At 59.8% G+C, this 15,917-nt stretch carries 15 protein-coding genes and 1 pseudogene; 13 read left to right on the top strand and 3 right to left on the bottom strand.

The window, feature by feature from the left end; all coding sequences use genetic code 11:
- The first annotated feature begins 84 nt into the window (after positions 1-84).
- The 3 genes and pseudogenes from SPITH_RS04490 (at position 85) to SPITH_RS12385 (ending at position 1,725) form a co-directional block, all read left to right on the top strand.
- Positions 85-981: an alpha/beta fold hydrolase gene (locus SPITH_RS04490; protein WP_014624530.1), complete on the top strand. Its 897-nt coding sequence runs from the start codon at positions 85-87 to the stop codon at positions 979-981.
- Positions 962-1,497 (top strand): annotated as a pseudogene (locus tag SPITH_RS12390) (Sir2 family NAD-dependent protein deacetylase); the annotation flags it as partial. The gene SPITH_RS04490 and the pseudogene SPITH_RS12390, both read left to right, overlap by 20 nt.
- A gap of 30 nt (positions 1,498-1,527) precedes the next feature.
- Positions 1,528-1,725 carry an SIR2 family NAD-dependent protein deacylase gene (locus tag SPITH_RS12385; RefSeq protein ID WP_245523506.1) on the top strand — a complete coding sequence of 66 codons (198 nt, stop codon included), beginning with the start codon at positions 1,528-1,530 and terminating at the stop codon, positions 1,723-1,725.
- 56 nt (positions 1,726-1,781) lie between these two features.
- Here SPITH_RS12385 and SPITH_RS04480 read toward each other — a convergent pair whose 3' ends face one another.
- Together SPITH_RS04480 and SPITH_RS04475 are read right to left on the bottom strand one after the other, a co-directional pair.
- Positions 1,782-2,777, bottom strand: a complete 996-nt coding sequence (locus tag SPITH_RS04480) for a CPBP family intramembrane glutamic endopeptidase (protein WP_014624529.1) — start codon at positions 2,775-2,777, stop codon at positions 1,782-1,784.
- Entirely contained in the window at positions 2,774-3,802 is a 1,029-nt protein-coding gene (locus SPITH_RS04475; protein WP_014624528.1) for a DUF7847 domain-containing protein, read from the bottom strand. The genes SPITH_RS04480 and SPITH_RS04475 overlap by 4 nt, the downstream gene beginning before the upstream one ends.
- Before the next feature lie 122 nt (positions 3,803-3,924).
- Here SPITH_RS04475 and SPITH_RS04470 point away from each other — a divergent pair, with 122 nt between their 5' ends.
- A complete protein-coding gene (locus SPITH_RS04470; protein WP_014624527.1) occupies positions 3,925-5,208 on the top strand; it encodes a glycosyltransferase family 4 protein in 1,284 nt (427 codons plus the stop codon).
- Here the strand turns inward: SPITH_RS04470 and SPITH_RS04465 are convergent.
- Positions 5,183-6,946 (bottom strand): sugar phosphorylase, encoded by a 1,764-nt coding sequence (locus SPITH_RS04465; protein ID WP_014624526.1) that lies wholly within the window; start codon positions 6,944-6,946, stop codon positions 5,183-5,185. The genes SPITH_RS04470 and SPITH_RS04465 overlap by 26 nt on opposite strands.
- 263 nt (positions 6,947-7,209) lie before the next feature.
- On the opposite strand from SPITH_RS04465, the gene SPITH_RS04460 reads away from it, so the two are divergent.
- The 9 genes from SPITH_RS04460 (at position 7,210) to radC (ending at position 15,906) form a co-directional block, all read left to right on the top strand.
- Entirely contained in the window at positions 7,210-7,641 is a 432-nt protein-coding gene (locus SPITH_RS04460) for a SoxR reducing system RseC family protein (RefSeq protein ID WP_014624525.1), read from the top strand.
- 10 nt (positions 7,642-7,651) lie between these two features.
- A complete protein-coding gene (locus SPITH_RS04455; protein WP_014624524.1) occupies positions 7,652-8,521 on the top strand; it encodes an RnfABCDGE type electron transport complex subunit B in 870 nt (289 codons plus the stop codon).
- A gap of 66 nt (positions 8,522-8,587) precedes the next feature.
- Positions 8,588-9,922, top strand: coding sequence for an electron transport complex subunit RsxC (gene rsxC, locus SPITH_RS04450; RefSeq protein ID WP_014624523.1), 1,335 nt, complete (start codon positions 8,588-8,590; stop codon positions 9,920-9,922).
- Positions 9,922-10,950: an RnfABCDGE type electron transport complex subunit D gene (locus SPITH_RS04445; RefSeq protein WP_014624522.1), complete on the top strand. Its 1,029-nt coding sequence runs from the start codon at positions 9,922-9,924 to the stop codon at positions 10,948-10,950. The genes rsxC and SPITH_RS04445 overlap by 1 nt, the downstream gene beginning before the upstream one ends.
- Entirely contained in the window at positions 10,943-11,548 is a 606-nt protein-coding gene (locus tag SPITH_RS04440) for an RnfABCDGE type electron transport complex subunit G (RefSeq protein ID WP_014624521.1), read from the top strand. The genes SPITH_RS04445 and SPITH_RS04440 overlap by 8 nt, the downstream gene beginning before the upstream one ends.
- Positions 11,545-12,150, top strand: coding sequence for an electron transport complex subunit RsxE (rsxE, locus tag SPITH_RS04435; protein ID WP_014624520.1), 606 nt, complete (start codon positions 11,545-11,547; stop codon positions 12,148-12,150). Before SPITH_RS04440 ends, rsxE begins: the two co-directional genes overlap by 4 nt.
- Before the next feature lie 3 nt (positions 12,151-12,153).
- Positions 12,154-12,726, top strand: a complete 573-nt coding sequence (gene rsxA / locus SPITH_RS04430; protein ID WP_014624519.1) for an electron transport complex subunit RsxA — start codon at positions 12,154-12,156, stop codon at positions 12,724-12,726.
- 210 nt (positions 12,727-12,936) lie between these two features.
- Positions 12,937-15,132, top strand: coding sequence for a catalase/peroxidase HPI (katG, locus tag SPITH_RS04425; RefSeq protein ID WP_014624518.1), 2,196 nt, complete (start codon positions 12,937-12,939; stop codon positions 15,130-15,132).
- Positions 15,133-15,249: 117 nt separating this feature from the next.
- Positions 15,250-15,906, top strand: coding sequence for a RadC family protein (gene radC / locus SPITH_RS04420; protein WP_013314070.1), 657 nt, complete (start codon positions 15,250-15,252; stop codon positions 15,904-15,906).
- The last annotated feature ends 11 nt before the right edge of the window (positions 15,907-15,917 follow it).

Genomic DNA, 15,917 nt, shown 5'->3' with positions numbered 1-15,917 from the left:
AGGAGCCGTTGCAACCCCGCGTTCCGCCTCGTTCCGGCGATGGCTGTGCTCATCGCCCTACTCTCCTGCAGAGGAGGTCCTGACGTGTCCACACATCCCACACCGGTACATCCGGATCAACACTTCATTCAGGTGGGGGAGTTGACCATCTCCTACTTCGACCTCAACCCCACAGCGAGAGGACTCCCTCTCCTCTTCATCCACGGATACAACGGCAGCGGTTACGAGGCCATCCCCCTTGCCGGCGAGCTCCGTGAACACCGGATCATCGCCCCCGACTGGCCGGGTTCCGGCTACTCATCCAAACCCACCGACCCCTCGTTCTACCGGGTCTCTTCCTACACCCCGCTCTTCATCGAACTCATGGAACGCCTCGACATTCCCCGGTACCTCGTGATAGGCCACTCCCTGGGGGGGAGGCTCGCCTCACATCTCGCCGCCTCGGCGCCCGATCGCATCCCCGCCCTCGTGCTCATCGGACCCTACGGATTCGCGGTCCAGGACGACAACTTCCTCTTCCTCCTCACGAGACTCGGTCCTCTCGTGGACCTGGGCTTTTCCTTCAACAACCCTGCGATCGCCCGTACGAGCATCAAGCAGAACGCCTTCACCTCTCCCGAGGCAGTCCCCGAGGACTACCTCGAGTACGTTCTCTCCTCACTCTTCGAACAGGGCGGAAACGAAGCCCTCAAGCTGGTCACCAAACACCTCATCCACGACGGATACCTCGAGGACGTCCTCCCCAAGATCACGCAGCCGGTGCTCCTCCTGTGGGGACGGGATGACAGAGTGATGCGGATCCACCATGCCCCGGAGTTTACGAGACGCCTCGGCCTCTGCTATTTTTATTCCATGGCACATATGGGACACATGCCACACATGGAAGCGCCCCATACCGTGGCCCGCTATATCGAGGACTTCCTCGAGCGGGTGGTGATCTTTTCCCGGGAAGAGGTGCGCCATGGATCGGGAAATGCTTGAGACTCTCCTCGAACGAGCGGCAACCTTGATCAAGACATCCTCCTACACCGTGGGATTCACCGGCGCCGGTATCTCACATGAGAGCGGGGTCCCTACCTTCAGAGGACCCGACGGCCTCTGGTCACGTTACGACCCGAAGGTACTGGAGATAGACTTCTTTTTCCGCCATTCGAAGGAGAGCTGGGAGGCCATACGGGAGATGTTCTTCTCGGTGGACCATCCCCCGGAACCCAATCCGGCCCACGTCCTCCTCGCCCGTATGGAGGCACAAGGACTGCTCCATGCGGTGATCACCATGAACATCGACAACCTCCACCACCGGGCCGGATCACGGAATGTGATAGAATACCACGGCAACACCCGGGAGGCGGTCTGCACCCTCTGCAGGAGGCGGTACACAGCCCGGGAAGTGTTCGAGATGGAGGCCCCCCCACCTGTTCGTGCGGAGGTCTCATCAAACCGGACTTCGTCTTCTTCGGCGAGGCGATCCCGGCCGAGGCCTACACCAGAAGCGTCGATGAAGCCCGCAAGGCCCAGTGCCTCCTCGTGATAGGGACCGCCGGAGTGGTGTATCCCGCTGCATCCATTCCCCACATCGCCGAGCGGGCCGGCGCCCATATCATCGAGATCAACCCGGAACCTTCGTCCTACACCGAAAGGATCACCGAGGTCTACCTCCCCTTGAGGGCGGCCGAGGCCGCCATCCTCCTCGCCCGCCATCTGGAGATCGATCTGGACCTCTAGAGAAGGAGCCCTACGGGATCATGAGCGCATGATCTCTATTGGAGTGCAGGATCGGTTCAGTCCTGGTCAAAGGAGGAGCGTCTCCCTTCACCTATCGTAACGCCTCCTTCGGGGGGCTGCGGGTCCTTCGTCGCGGACCGCCTCCGAGCCCTCCTCCACAGCCAGGTCCCCATCCCTACCGAACACACCCCCGAGAGGAACACCGCCGGGAACTCGAACGACGGATTTCCACCTGACGTCGGCCCCCCCAAGGGCAGGAGGCCGTTTTCAAGGAGCACGATGGTCATGTTGTAGGAGAAGTGGAGCACCCCCGAGGAGAGGATGGAGCCGGTGGCCGCATAGACGAGCCCGAGGGCAAGTCCCACCGCGAAGAGGGAGACCACGCCGAGAAAACTACGGTGGAACAGGGAGAACACGCCCGACGAGATGAGCACCGCTGCCCACAGAGGCATCCTTCGCTGAAGAGTCTGCTGGAAGAATCCTCGGAAGAGGAACTCCTCGCAAAAGGCGGGGGTGAGCCCCACGCTCACCGTGACGAGCACCCATTCGAGGGGACTCCCAGCCCGGTAGAGTTCCCTCGAGACCTCGAACAATTCCTCGAGCCCGGGAAAGAGCAAGATGTTCCACGAACTCAGGAACGAGGAGAGAGGAACCAAGATGGGCCCCCAGAGAAAGGCGCCCACGGTCACTCCAAGGTCGGCCTTTCCTCTCAGGGCATACTCCCACACATGAGGGGTGTGCCAGCGACGCACGAGGAGGGAGGCGAGCCCAACGAAGACTCCCCACTCCACTACAAGGGTGAGAACGAGGGAAGGGACCTTCACGGCCCGGTAGAACTCCCTGAGGAGAGAGGGAAAGTCCTCGTCCAGGAGGGAAGGACTCTCCAATCCCTTCCCCACGAGGAAGAGGAAGGCCCCCACCAGTTCGCCCACGAGCCCGCCTATCGCCAGGTACAGCCCTCCTGTGAGGAAGACGAGGATGAAGGCCCCCAACACCGGACTCTGCCCGGGGCGTTCGAAGGTAGGGATGGGGGATGCCCCTCTCTCGTTCACACGTCGCCCCCCTCGGGCGGCACGCCTGCCTCGGGTTCTACGACATCGGATGCCGGGGCGTTCTTCCGCACCGAGAGATCCACGAAGAGAAGCGCGGTGAAGACAGGAGCGAGGATGTGGGAGCCGATGAGCTGGATCCCTTCCACCACCCAGACTCCCACCCAGACCCAGGGACTGCTGTAGAAGGAGAGCATCCTGGAGACGAGATCCTCCAGGTTCCTTGGATCGGGTGAGAGGAGGATCCGAGAGAAGAGACTCAAGCTCAAAGGAGACTGGACGAGGAAACTCAGGAGAAGCCCCATGAACCCCACGAGCAACCAGAAGAGGAAGAGATACCCGAAGACCCTCCACCACGAGCCTGAGACGAGTTCCAGACTCCGACGTATACCGGCCCACGCGCCCCTGTCTTCGAAGATCACGGCATACGCCGAGAAGTTCACTGCCACCAAAAACCAGACGAGGAATACGTACCACGCCACCACGAGGAGGACGACGAGGACGGTGATGAGCACAGTGGCCACCCTCTCTTCGAGGAGGAGAGAGGCGAGGAAGCCTCCCACGGCCCCCACGACACCGAGGCCGATGAGCGAGAGCAGTACCAATCCGGCCATGACGAGCCACTGGAAGATGAGGCGTCCCAAGGCTCGGACCACCCTCACGAGCGCACCCTGGAGGTTCCCCTCAGCACGGTGGACGTGATCCCATGCGAGAAGCCCCACCACGAGTGTACCCATCCACTGAACGATCATCAACACCAGATCCCAGACCCAGAGTCTCCCGAACTGGGCGAGGACCGCCTGCATGAGGTCGAGACCCCGATCATAGTGGTGTGAGAGCTCCTCGCCCGTGAAGACGAGCGTCCTCATGATCCCGGGAAGAACCCTCGCCGTACCCGCCAGGAACACCCCGGTGAAACCCCAGAGGCATACCCATACCACCAGGAAGGGGCGCCACAACTCACCTGTCATCCGGAACGTAGTGCCGAGCATCTCGCCGAGACCGTACGTTCGAACACGTTCTTCCATGGGTCACCTCCTTAAATCCCGTATACAAAGAGCGTAGGGAATGGAAGCGCTACTGTCAAGAAAAGACGGATATCATTTGACTTTACCCCCCCTGTACCCAATACTGAATAGGAGGAGGAACCATGTCGCTGAGGATCGGATTCATTTCGTTCAGGATCTCGGGGACCGACGGGGTCTCACTCGAGACGAAAAAGTGGGCCGACGTGCTCACCCGCATGGGGTTCGAGTGCTTCTTCATGGCGGGTCAGCTCGACACCCCTCCCGACCGCTCGTACGAGGTCCCTGAGGCACACTTCCAGACCTCCGACGCAAAGACGCTCTACTACCGTTGCTTCTACCAGACGGTGAGAGATCCTGAGACCAGTCGTATGGTCCACGAGAGGAGGGAAACGCTCAAGACACACATCTACGAGTTCGTCCGGCGTTTTTCCCTCGACCTCCTCATCCCCGAGAATGTACTTGCCATTCCCCTCAACATCCCCCTCGCGCTCGCCCTCACGGAGTTCATCGCCGAGACGGGGTTCAAGGTGATAGGGCACCACCACGACTTCTACTGGGAGCGCAAGCGGTTCCTCACCAACTGCGTGTGGGACTACATCAACTGGGCCTATCCCCCCCACCTCGCGAGTGTACACCACGTGGTCATCAACAGCTCGGCGCAGAACCAACTCGCCCTCCGCACCGGCATCTCATCCACCCTCATCCCCAACGTGATGGAGTTCGAAGTGCCTCCCCCACCTCCCGATGAGTGGGCGCAGGACGTGCGGGAGGCCTTTGGCATACGCGAGGACGAACTCTTCATCCTCCAGCCCACGAGGGTGGTCCAGCGCAAGGGAATCGAGCATGCCATAGAGTTCACCGCCCGACTCGGTCTTCCTGCCAAGCTGGTGATCTCCCATGCATCGGGCGATGAAGGCCACGAGTACGAACAAAGGGTGAGAGAGTACGCTCAGATGCTCGGGGTGAATGCGATTTTTGTGAGCGACATCATAGGAGAGACGCGCGGGTACACCCCTGACGGGAGGAAGATCTACTCACTCTACGACGTCTATCCCCACGCGGATCTGGTGACCTATCCTTCCATCTACGAGGGCTTCGGTAACGCCTTTCTCGAGGCCATCTTCTTCAAGAAACCGCTCCTGGTGAACAACTACTCGGTCTACAGCCACGACATACGGCCCAAGGGGTTCAAGTGCCTCGAGATGGACGAGTTCATCACCACCGATCTCATCGATACCGCGCGGGAACTGCTCAAGAGGCCCGACGTGATACAGGAGTGGGTGGACCACAACTACGAGCTCGCGCGTCAGTACTACTCCTACAGCGTGCTCAAGACCAAGCTCACTTCCATCCTGGTGAGCCACTTCGGCTACAACAACATCAGCCCTTGTCCCGATACGGTGTGAGCCAGAGGACCTCGTAGCCGCCGAGCGAGATGGAGAAGCGGTCCTCGTCCTCTCGGTAGGGGACGAGGGTGTCCCCGCTTGTGAGCTCGGTGAACAGGTGCGCATCCGGCGCGGTTCTGAATATCGAGGAGGGGAAGACGCACTCCTGCTCGATGTGGCTCACGTTGATGAGGCAGAGCACCTCCTCTGTGGCGTCAGGGCTCCTCCTCAGGAGGGCAAACACGGTCTCAGGGGCCTCGAGCACCTCCTGCATCCCCCTGGGATCAAAGGCGCGACTCTTCCGTCGGGCGGCGAGCATGTCGAGGTAGCCCTCGAAGACCATGCTCCTCAGGCTCTCAGGATCGCGTAGCTCCTCGAGCACCCCTTCGTAGGAGAGCTTCTGCCGGTTGATCGTGCGGTTCATCCCGGTCTTCTCCACCCCTTCGCGCCAGTTTTCCGAACCCAGAAGGCTGTGGACATAGATTCCGGGCATCCCCACCAGGGAGAGCATCACGGCTTGGCTTGCGAGGAACTTCCTCGCCCGGGTCGGGCGGTCGAGGTGGCTCTCGCTGATCGCACTCAGATAGTTGATGTTGAGCTCATAGGGCACCTCTCCCTGGGGTGTACTCTTGTAGGAAATGAGCCCTCCTCTATCCTTCACCGCCTCGATCATGGCATCGATGTACTCATCAGGGAGAATGCCTCGAGCCGGAAGTACGCCTATCCCATCATGAGAGGCAAGGAAATTGAAGTAGCTCACCTTTCCGCCGTAGGTATCGATGGTACGTGCCCACTCCCTGAGGTAGGAGACATCTTTCCGGAGAAAGGCATCCAGGACGAGGGGAGGAAGGGCGAACTGATACACGAGATGGGCCTCGTCCATATCACCGAAATAGGAGATGTTTTCTTTGTGAGGCACATTGGTCTCGGTGATGATGAGGACCCAGGGGCAGACCTCCTCACAGATCGCCCTGAAGAGCTTCACCACGGCATGGGTCTTGGGGTGATGGATACAGGGAGTACCGAGTTCCTTCCACAGATAGGCGATGGCATCAAGCCTGATGATCTGGGCCCCTTGAGAGACATAAAAGAGGAAGATGTCGATCATCTCCAGGAGGACCCGTGGGTTCGCATAGTTGAGATCCACCTGATCCCGGCTGAAGGTGGTCCACACCAGTACCGGCCCCTTCGCACTCTCGAACTCGTGAACAAGGGGAAGGGCACGGGGTCTGAAGACCCCTGAGAGATCGGTGCCGGGCTCCACGGTGATGAAGAAGTCCTCGTACTCAGGATCGCCCTGGAGGAAGCGCCTGAACCACTCGCTCTTGGCAGAACAATGGTTGAGTACGAGGTCCACCATGAGGCGGAAGTCTTCGCTTATACGGCGGACATCGTCCCAGGTGCCCCATTCCGGGTTCACCCGGCGGTAGTCCATCACCGAGAATCCGTCGTCGGAGGAATAGGGGAAAAAGGGGAGGATATGGACTCCCTTCATCGTGCCGGAGAGGTACTCTCGAAGGAACTCTCCGAGGGTGGCGAGGGGGGCTTCCCCTTTTCTTCCGAACTGATCACCATACGTGATGAGCACCGCATCTGTGTGATCGAGCGGAAGGCGGCCGGAGGCATACTCCTCGTCAGGAGAAGGAAGACGGCCCCTCCACCCATCAAGAAGGGCATGAAGCGCCTCATGGGTGTCACGTCCCGTCTCCGGTCCATAGATGAACGAGAGGAGCTCTCTCATGCGATCCACAGGTTCCATACATCCTCCTCATGCGCTTCTCTATATAAAGACTATAGTAGGGGGAAACAGGGATCGCAAGTCACAAGGAAGATGAAAATCTTCAATCTTATAGATAAATTATTATTCATACACCCCTTTCTGCACTCTCACCTTCGTGATACAGGTCCGGGAGAATACTTCACGAGTGTCGATCTGGGAATAAGGATGGCTTCATTGGATGTCTTTCTTGACAGACTCGGCCCAAAAAGGAGAGTATAGGGTATACGAGAAAAGGAGCCGGTATGGCCACTGTGCAGAACATTTCGCACGACGGTGTGGTGGTCGCTCGGGAAGAGAACCGTGTCCGCATCGTCATGCAACGCTCCACCCTCTGTTCCCACTGTGCGGCACGAGGTGCCTGCACTCTGGGAGATTCGCAAGAGCAGGAACTCCTCGTCACGACGGAGGAACCGGTGGAGCCCGGCGAGCGGGTCCGCCTGGTCATAGAGGAGCGTCTGGGCTGGAAGGCCATCCTTTTGGGTCTCGCCCTCCCTGCTTTCCTCCTCCTGGGAGGGATCTTCGCGTCCTTGGCTCTGGGTGCAGCCGAGGTCGTCTCCGCGATTGTGGGACTGGGGACCGTGGCCCTCTACTACGGTATCCTCGCCCTCTTCCGGAAGAGCCTGGAACGCAGTTTCAGCGTGAGGGTGGAACGCCACTCCCATACCACACGATGAGGAGTATACCGTGACTATCATCATCGCTTCTGTCGCCACACTCGTGGTGATGGCCGCTGTGTTCGCACTGATCCTCTACTGGGCTTCGCGTAAGTTTGCGGTGGAGGAGGATCCGCGCGTGGCTGCGGTGACCGAGATGCTTCCGGGTATCAACTGCGGGGCCTGCGGTTTTCCGGGCTGTGCAGGCCTGGCCAAGGCCCTCGTGTCGGGGGCCGATAAAGGCGATACCTCTGGTCTCTTCTGTCCACCCGGTGGGCAGGAGACCATGACGCGTATCGGCGCCTTCCTGGGCGTGGAGCTCGGCGGGAAGGATATCCCGGTGGCGGTCCTACGGTGTGGCGGCTCGTGCGAGGCCGCACCTCCCAAATTTACCTATGATGGGACGCGTACCTGCAGAATTGCGCATATGGCCTCCATGGGCGAAGGAGGCTGTCCGTACGGTTGCCTCCACTACGGCGACTGCGCCGAGGCGTGTCCCTTCGATGCCATCAGTATGGACCCTGTCACCGGGCTTCCTGTGGTGGACGAAGAGAAGTGTACAGCGTGCGGGGTATGTGTGGAGGTGTGTCCCCGGAACCTCTTCGAGCTCAGGCCCAGGGGCAAGCGTGGCAGAAGGGTCTGGATCAACTGCCGGAACACGGAGAAGGGAGCCCTCGCGCGGAAGAACTGTGCGGTCGCCTGTATCGGTTGCGGGAAGTGCGTGAAGGTGTGTGAGACCGTGACCCAGGCGATCACGCTCGAGCACAACCTTGCCTATATCGACCCCGTGAAGTGCATCGCCTGCGGGAAGTGTGTGGCCGAGTGTCCCACGGGCGCCATCGCCGCCACGTTCACCCCGCCGGCACTCAAGAAGAAAGAAGAGGCCCTTCAGGGGTCGTAGGTGAATGACGAGTGTGGTACCGGGCGCCCACGAGGGGCGCCCTATCCTCTGGTTAAGGGAGCTGCTGTGAAGTACGCGACGTTTCCCAAAGGGGGGATTCACCCCCACGAGCACAAACTCACTGCACACCTTCCCATCGAACACCTCCCCTTACCCGAGCAGGTGGTGATCCCCCTGGGGCAGCACCTGGGCGCCCCGGCCCGTGCTCTGGTGAAACGGGGTGACCAGGTAAAGGTCGGCACCCGCATCGGAGAGGCTCAGGGCTTCATCTCTGCTCACGTGCATTCGAGCGTCTCGGGGAAGGTGCTGAAGGTGGACGAGATCACCGATCTGAGCGGGTATCGGAGGCCTGCGATCTTCATCCAGGTGGAAGGAGACGAGTGGGAAGAAGGGATCGACAGGTCACCCGAGCTCGTGACCACTTGTGACCTCTCCCCACAAGAGATCATCGAGCGCATCAAAGAGGCCGGCATCGTGGGGATGGGAGGTGCGGGCTTCCCCACCCACGTGAAGCTCTCCATCCCACCCGGGAAGGAGATCGATACCCTCATCATCAACGGGGTTGAGTGCGAACCCTACCTCACCGCCGACCACAGGCTCATGCTCGAGAAGACCGACGAAATTCTGGTGGGCATCTCGCTCATCCGCAAGGCCTTGGGAGGCCCTCGTGTGTTCATAGGAATAGAGGCGAACAAGCCCGACGCCATCAAAGTGATGAGGGAGCGCGTGAAGGAATGGGAAGGGATGGAAGTGCGACCTCTTAAAGTGAAGTATCCCCAGGGAGCCGAAAAACAGCTCATCAAGGCCCTCACCGGTAGGGAGGTCCCCTCCGGCAAGCTTCCCCTCGATGTAGGGTGCGTGGTGAGCAATGTGGGCACCGCCCATGCGGTCTACCGCGCGGTACAGAAAGGCATACCGCTCGTGGAACGGGTGGTCACGGTGACCGGGAAACACCTCTCCCGACCCGGGAATTTCTTCCTGCGGGTGGGGACCCCCCTGGAATGGGTATTCTCCCAGCTCGGCGGTCTCCCCGCTGATACAGGGAAAGTCATCGCAGGCGGTCCGATGATGGGCAAGGCGCTTCCCAACCTGGAGGTCCCGGTGACAAAGACCACCTCCGGGATTCTGGTTCTCCCGAGGGAGGAGGTAGTGCGAAGACCCGTGGAGCCGTGCATCCGGTGCGCGAAGTGCGTGCAGGCCTGTCCCATGGGTCTCGAGCCCTATCTTCTCGAGCGGCTCTCTGCTCGCGAACGGTGGGAAGAGGCAGAGGCCCGTGGCGTGGTCGACTGTGTGGAGTGCGGATCGTGCGCCTACATCTGCCCTGCATCGAGGCCGCTCCTCGACTATATCCGCTACGGTAAGGCTACGGTGATGATGCTCAGAAAGAAGAGGAGTGCATGATGGATCAGAAGCTCGTCGTTTCACTTTCACCCCACGCGAAGGCACCGTTCCGGGTACAGACGGTGATGCTCATCGTCATCCTTGCCCTCTTCCCCGCCCTCATCTCGAGCATCTACTTCTTTGGGATACGGGCGCTTCTGGTGGAGATTGTGTCCGTGGGCACCGCGGTATTCACCGAGTGGTTCATCCAGCGGGTACTCCTCAAGAGGCCTTCGAGTGTACACGACCTCTCCGCCGTGGTGGCAGGGCTCCTCCTCGCCTTCAACCTCCCCTCCAGCATCCCGCTCTGGCAGGTTGCTGCGGGAGCCATCTTCGCCATCGGGATCGCAAAGATGGCCTTCGGCGGTCTCGGCACCAACCCCTTCAACCCCGCCCTCGCGGGGAGGGCCTTCATGCTCGTGAGCTTTCCGGTGGAGATGACTACATGGCCGCAGCCGGTGGTCACCCGCACGCTCATGAAACCCGACGCCCTCACAGGAGCCACTCCTCTCGGGATTCTCAAGGAAGGGGTGAAGTCAGGGCTCTCCCTCGATCAGATCGCCGACAAGCTTCCCTCGAGGTGGGACCTTTTCATCGGACACGTGGGAGGCTCCCTCGGTGAGACCAGCGCCCTCGCCCTCCTCATAGGTGGACTCCTCCTTGTTCTCCTCAGAGTCATCTCCTGGAGGATCCCTGTGTTCTATCTGGGGAGCCTTGCTGCCCTCACCGGGATCTTTCACCTCATCGCCCCCTCCCGGTATGCAGACCCTTTGTTTCACCTTCTCTCAGGAGGAGTGATGCTCGGTGCCTTTTTCATGGCCACCGACCTGGTGACCAGTCCCATGACCGCTCCGGGCCAGATCGTGTATGCCCTAGGAGGTGGCCTTCTCGCAGGACTCATACGGCTGTTCGGAAGCTATCCAGAGGGTTGCTCCTACTCCATCCTCATCATGAACGCCTTTGTGCCGCTCATCGACCGGGCCTTCCCACCCTCACGCTTCGGCGCCCGTCCGGTTCAGACCCAGATGAAGGAGGCGCGCCATGGCTAAGATGTCTTCCACCCTCAAGAACATGGCAGTGGTGCTCGGAGTCATCGCCCTCCTCTCCTCTTTCCTCCTTGCCCTGGTATACCGAGGTACGGCCCCTGTGATAGAGCACGTGCAGAAAGAAAAACAGGCGGCGGCCATCAGGGAGGTCCTTCCTCTCTTCGACAACGACCCTGTGAAGGATGCCATCACCTTTGAGGATGTCCCAGAACTCGTCTTCTTTCCGGCACTCAAGGGGGATTCGCTCGTGGGCGTGGCGGTGCGCACCTATACCGACAAGGGATTCTCCGGCAGGTTCTGGCTCATGGCGGGATTTCTTCCGGATGGCACCATCCACAACGTGGTGGTGATCGAGCACAAGGAGACCCCCGGTCTGGGTGCCAACATGACCACCGAAAAGTTCAGGGCTCAGTTCCGCGGAAAGAATCCCGCGGAATTCCCCCTTGTGGTAAAGAAAGATGGCGGCCCGGTGGATGCCCTCACCGCGGCCACCATCAGTTCCAGGGCGTTCTGTGACGCCTTGCAGCGGGCGTACGATGCGCTTATGGCACACCTCCCGCAGATAGAGTCCCCACTCACCTCCAAGGAGGCTGCACAATGACCTGGAAAGAGAACCTCCTCAAGGGCTTCTTCAGGGAAAACCCCATCTTCGTCATCATGCTCGGCATGTGTCCCACCCTCGGGGTCACCAATTCCGCCATCAACGGCGTGGGCATGGGCCTCGCCACCACGGCCGTACTCCTCGGCTCTAACACGGTAATCAGCCTCATCCGCGACTTCATCCCGGAGAAGGTACGCATCCCCTCCTTCATCGTGGTGATCGCCACCTTCGTGACCATCATCGACCTGGTGATGGCGGCCTTCGTGCCCGAGCTTCACGAGAGCCTGGGACTCTTCATCCCCCTCATCGTGGTCAACTGCATCATCCTGGGGCGAGCCGAAGCCTTCGCCTCCAAGCACGGGGTCGGTGCCTCCTTCATCGACGGGCTGAGCATGGGACTCGGCTTTACCTTTGCGCTTACCATCCTCGGTTCGGTGAGGGAGATCCTCGGTTCCGGCTCGATCTTCGGCCTGTCCTTCGTGCCCGAGGGGGCGAGTACGGTCCTCCTTTTCGTGATGCCGCCGGGAGCCTTCATCGCCCTGGGACTCCTCATACCCGCGATGAACACCCTGCGGGACAAGCTCGCAAGGAAGGAGGCCTGAGGTATGGAATACATCGCCATCATCTTCGGTGCGATATTCATCAACAACATCATATTCGCCCAGTTTCTGGGGATCTGTCCCTTCCTGGGTGTGAGCTCCAGGCTCTCCACAGCCACGGGCATGGGAGCTGCGGTGCTCTTCGTGATGACTCTTGCCACCCTTGTCACCTACCTCATCCACGATCTGGTCCTCATGCCCCTGGGGCTCCACTTCCTCGTGACCGTGGCATTCATCCTGGTCATCGCCTCCCTCGTACAGTTCGTGGAGATCGTGCTCAAGAAGATCGCTCCCCCGCTCTATCAGGCCCTCGGAATATTTCTCCCTCTCATCACGACCAACTGTGCGATCCTGGGAGTAGCGCTCCTGGTGCTTCAGAAGGGCTTCTCATTCGGGGAGAGCGTGGTCTTCGCGGCCGCCACGGCCCTGGGATTCACGCTCGCCCTCGTCCTCATGGCGGGTATTCGCGAGCGCCTCGAGCTCGCCGACGTGCCAAAGCGGATGCAGGGAGGGCCCATTACGCTCATCACCGCAGGGCTTCTCTCCCTCGCCTTCATGGGCTTCAGCGGGATGATGTGAGCCCGCCGCGGAGCCCTGCTCCGCTTCCCCATATACCCGGAGGGCGGTTCGCCCTCCTTTTTTTCTGCCTCGTTCACAGGAGACACACATTCTTGTTGCCTGCTCCAGGAACTCGTACTATAATTGAGTATATCCGTTGGTTTATATTCACCATGAGTTATCGTAAGGAGGAGGTTTCCTCCTTATCATCATCCAAAGGAGGTGTTCCACATGAACGAAGAAACGATCAAACCCAGAAAGCGATGGATCACTGACTGGTGGCCCAACAAACTCAACCTCAAGGTCCTCCGCCAGAACTGTGAGACATCGAATCCCTATGGAAGGGACTACGACTACATCAGTGAGATCAAATCCCTCGATGTCGATGCAGTGATCAGGGATCTCAAGGAACTCATGAAAACACCTCAGGACTGGTGGCCGGCGGACTTCGGTCACTACGGTCCCCTCTTCATAAGACTTTCCTGGCACAGCGCAGGAAGCTATCGTATTCACGACGGACGGGGAGGCGCCCGGAACGGCAGCATCCGTTTCTCCCCGAGGATAAATTGGCCGGACAACATCGGTCTCGACAAGGCCATACGCCTCCTCTGGCCTCTCAAAAAAAAGTACGGGAAAAAACTTTCATGGGCCGATCTCATCATTCTCGCAGGCACAGTCGCCCTGGAGGACATGGGGGTCGAGATCGCTGGATTCTCTCTGGGAAGGGAAGACATCTACGAACCTGACGAGAGTCCGGATTGGGGGGCAGAGGAACAGATGCTCTCCGGCAAGAAGCGATTCAAAGAAGGGACGCTCGAAAAGCCCTATGCAGCCACGGAAATGGGTCTCATCTATGTCAACCCTGAGGGCCCTGGCGGCAACCCCGATCCCAAGGGATCGGCCGAAGAGATCCGCCTCGCCTTCGCGCGGATGGGCATGAACGACGAGGAGACAGTGGCCCTCATCGCGGGGGGACATGCATTCGGCAAGTGCCATGGTGCAGGCCCGGGGAAGCATCTCGGCCCGGATCCCGCCTCATCATCACTCGAACAGATGGGGCTCGGGTGGAGCTACGGGTATAAGACCGGCAAAGGGCCGCATGCGTACACCTCCGGCCTGGAGGTGATCTGGTCTTCCACACCCACCAAGTTCGGTCTTCAGTACCTCCAGTTCCTCTTCAAGTATGAATGGGAGCTGGAACGGAGTCCCGACGGGAAACACCAGTGGGTGGCCAAGGACGCTCCCGAGATAGTGCCCGATCCTTACGACCCTCAAAAGAGACACAAACCCAGAATGCTCACCGCTGATCTCGCCCTTCGTTTCGATCCCGTATACGCCCAGATCGCCCAGAGATTCCTCAAGAACCCGAAAGAATTCGAGAACACATTCGCAAAGGCGTGGTTCAAACTCACCCATCGGGACATGGGCCCCAAATCCTGCTATATGGGACCATATGTGCCGAAGGAAGAGTTCATCTGGCAGGATCCCCTTCCCCCACGTGGGTACGAACTCATCGATGCAGAGGATATCAAGGATCTCAAGAAAAAGCTCCTGGAATCGGGATTGAGTATCCCACAGCTCGTCTACACCGCATGGTCTTCGGCTGCCTCGTATCGACATTCAGACCGACGGGGAGGAGCAAACGGCGGGAGGATCAGACTCCATCCGATGAACCAGTGGGAAGTCAACCATCCGGAGCACCTCCAGAAGATCCTCCCGGTCTACGAAGAAATCCAGCGTTCGTTCAATGAACTCCAGGAGTCACGAGGAACCGGTAAGAAGGTCTCCATCGCCGACCTCATCGTACTCGGGGGATGTGCTGCGGTGGAAGAAGCGGCGAGAAGGGCAGGATACAACGTCGAGGTACCGTTTTCCCCGGGAAGAGTGGACGCCCGGGAAGAGCACATCGATGTGGAATTCTACAAGGAGATAGAACCTTTCGCGGATGGCTTCAGGAACTATTTCAAGGACCCCACCTCCTTCGACGAGGGAGACGTGTATACCACTCCCGAGTACTTCCTCGTGGATCGCGCCCAGCTCCTCACGCTCACTGTCCCCGAGATGACGGTGCTGATAGGAGGGCTCAGAGTACTCGGGGCCACCTATCGGTACGAACCACATGGTGTCCTCACGGACCACCCCGGTGTACTCACCAACGAGTTCTTCGTACACCTCCTCGATATGGGAGTGGAATGGAAACAGGCGGATCCCCATCGATACCTCTTTCGCGGGTATGACAGAAAGACGGGATCTCAACGCTGGACTGCTACCAGGGCGGATCTCATCTTCGGCCATCATGAAGAACTGCGTGCCGTGGCCGAAGTATATGCGGCCGATGACGGAAAAGAGAAGTTCGTGCTCGATTTCGTCGAGGCATGGAACAAGGTGATGAACCTCGACAGATTCGATCTCAAGATGCCCTCATAGCCTCGTGCTCCGAGAACCGTGCGGGCGCAGCACTCTCTCGAGAGGGTGCTGCGCTTTTTTTGAAGCAGGGAAGTGAGATCCTCTGTCATCTCGAATAGAACGCATATGGAGGCGCGTATGGAGGTACGGGAACTTCCCCCTCACGACAGACCGAGGGAGCGGCTCGTGGAACGGGGGCCGGGAGCCCTCTCGAGCGAGGAGCTCATGAGCGTGATCCTGGGAAGCGGCATCAAAGGCAAGGGCGTCCGGAAGCTCGCACGGGAGGTGCTCTCCTTCCTGGAGGCGCGGAACTTCTCCTGTTCGGTGAAGGAGCTCACCACCATCGAGGGGCTGGGGCAGGCAAAGGCCACGCTCATCCTCGCGGCCTTCGAGCTCGCGCGAAGGTATCTTGCACCTCCTTCCACCCCCATCACCACGCCGGAGATCGCCTACCAGTTCCTGAGGCCGTATGCCGACAAGAAGCAGGAGCACTTCCTCTGCCTCTCGCTCAACGGCGCCCAGGAGCTCATCGCCCTCAGGGTGGTGAGCGTGGGTCTGGTGAACCGGGCACTCACCCACCCCCGCGAGGTCTTCGCCGACCCCATCGCCGACCGGGCCGCGAGCATCATCGTGGCCCACAACCACCCGAGCGGTTCCCTCACCCCGAGCGTGGAGGACCAAGAGGTCACCCGCAGACTCAAAGAGGCGGGCGAGATACTGGGCATCCCCCTCCTCGACCATATCGTCTTCTCACAGAAGGGATACCTCTCCCTCAAACAGGCAGGCTACCTGTAGACCGCATGCCT

Source organism: Spirochaeta thermophila DSM 6578 (assembly GCF_000184345.1).
GTDB classification, from domain to species: Bacteria; Spirochaetota; Spirochaetia; order Winmispirales; family Winmispiraceae; genus Winmispira; species Winmispira thermophila.
The sequence above is the reverse complement of the archived record's forward strand: the minus strand, read 5'-3'. Positions and strand labels throughout refer to the sequence as shown.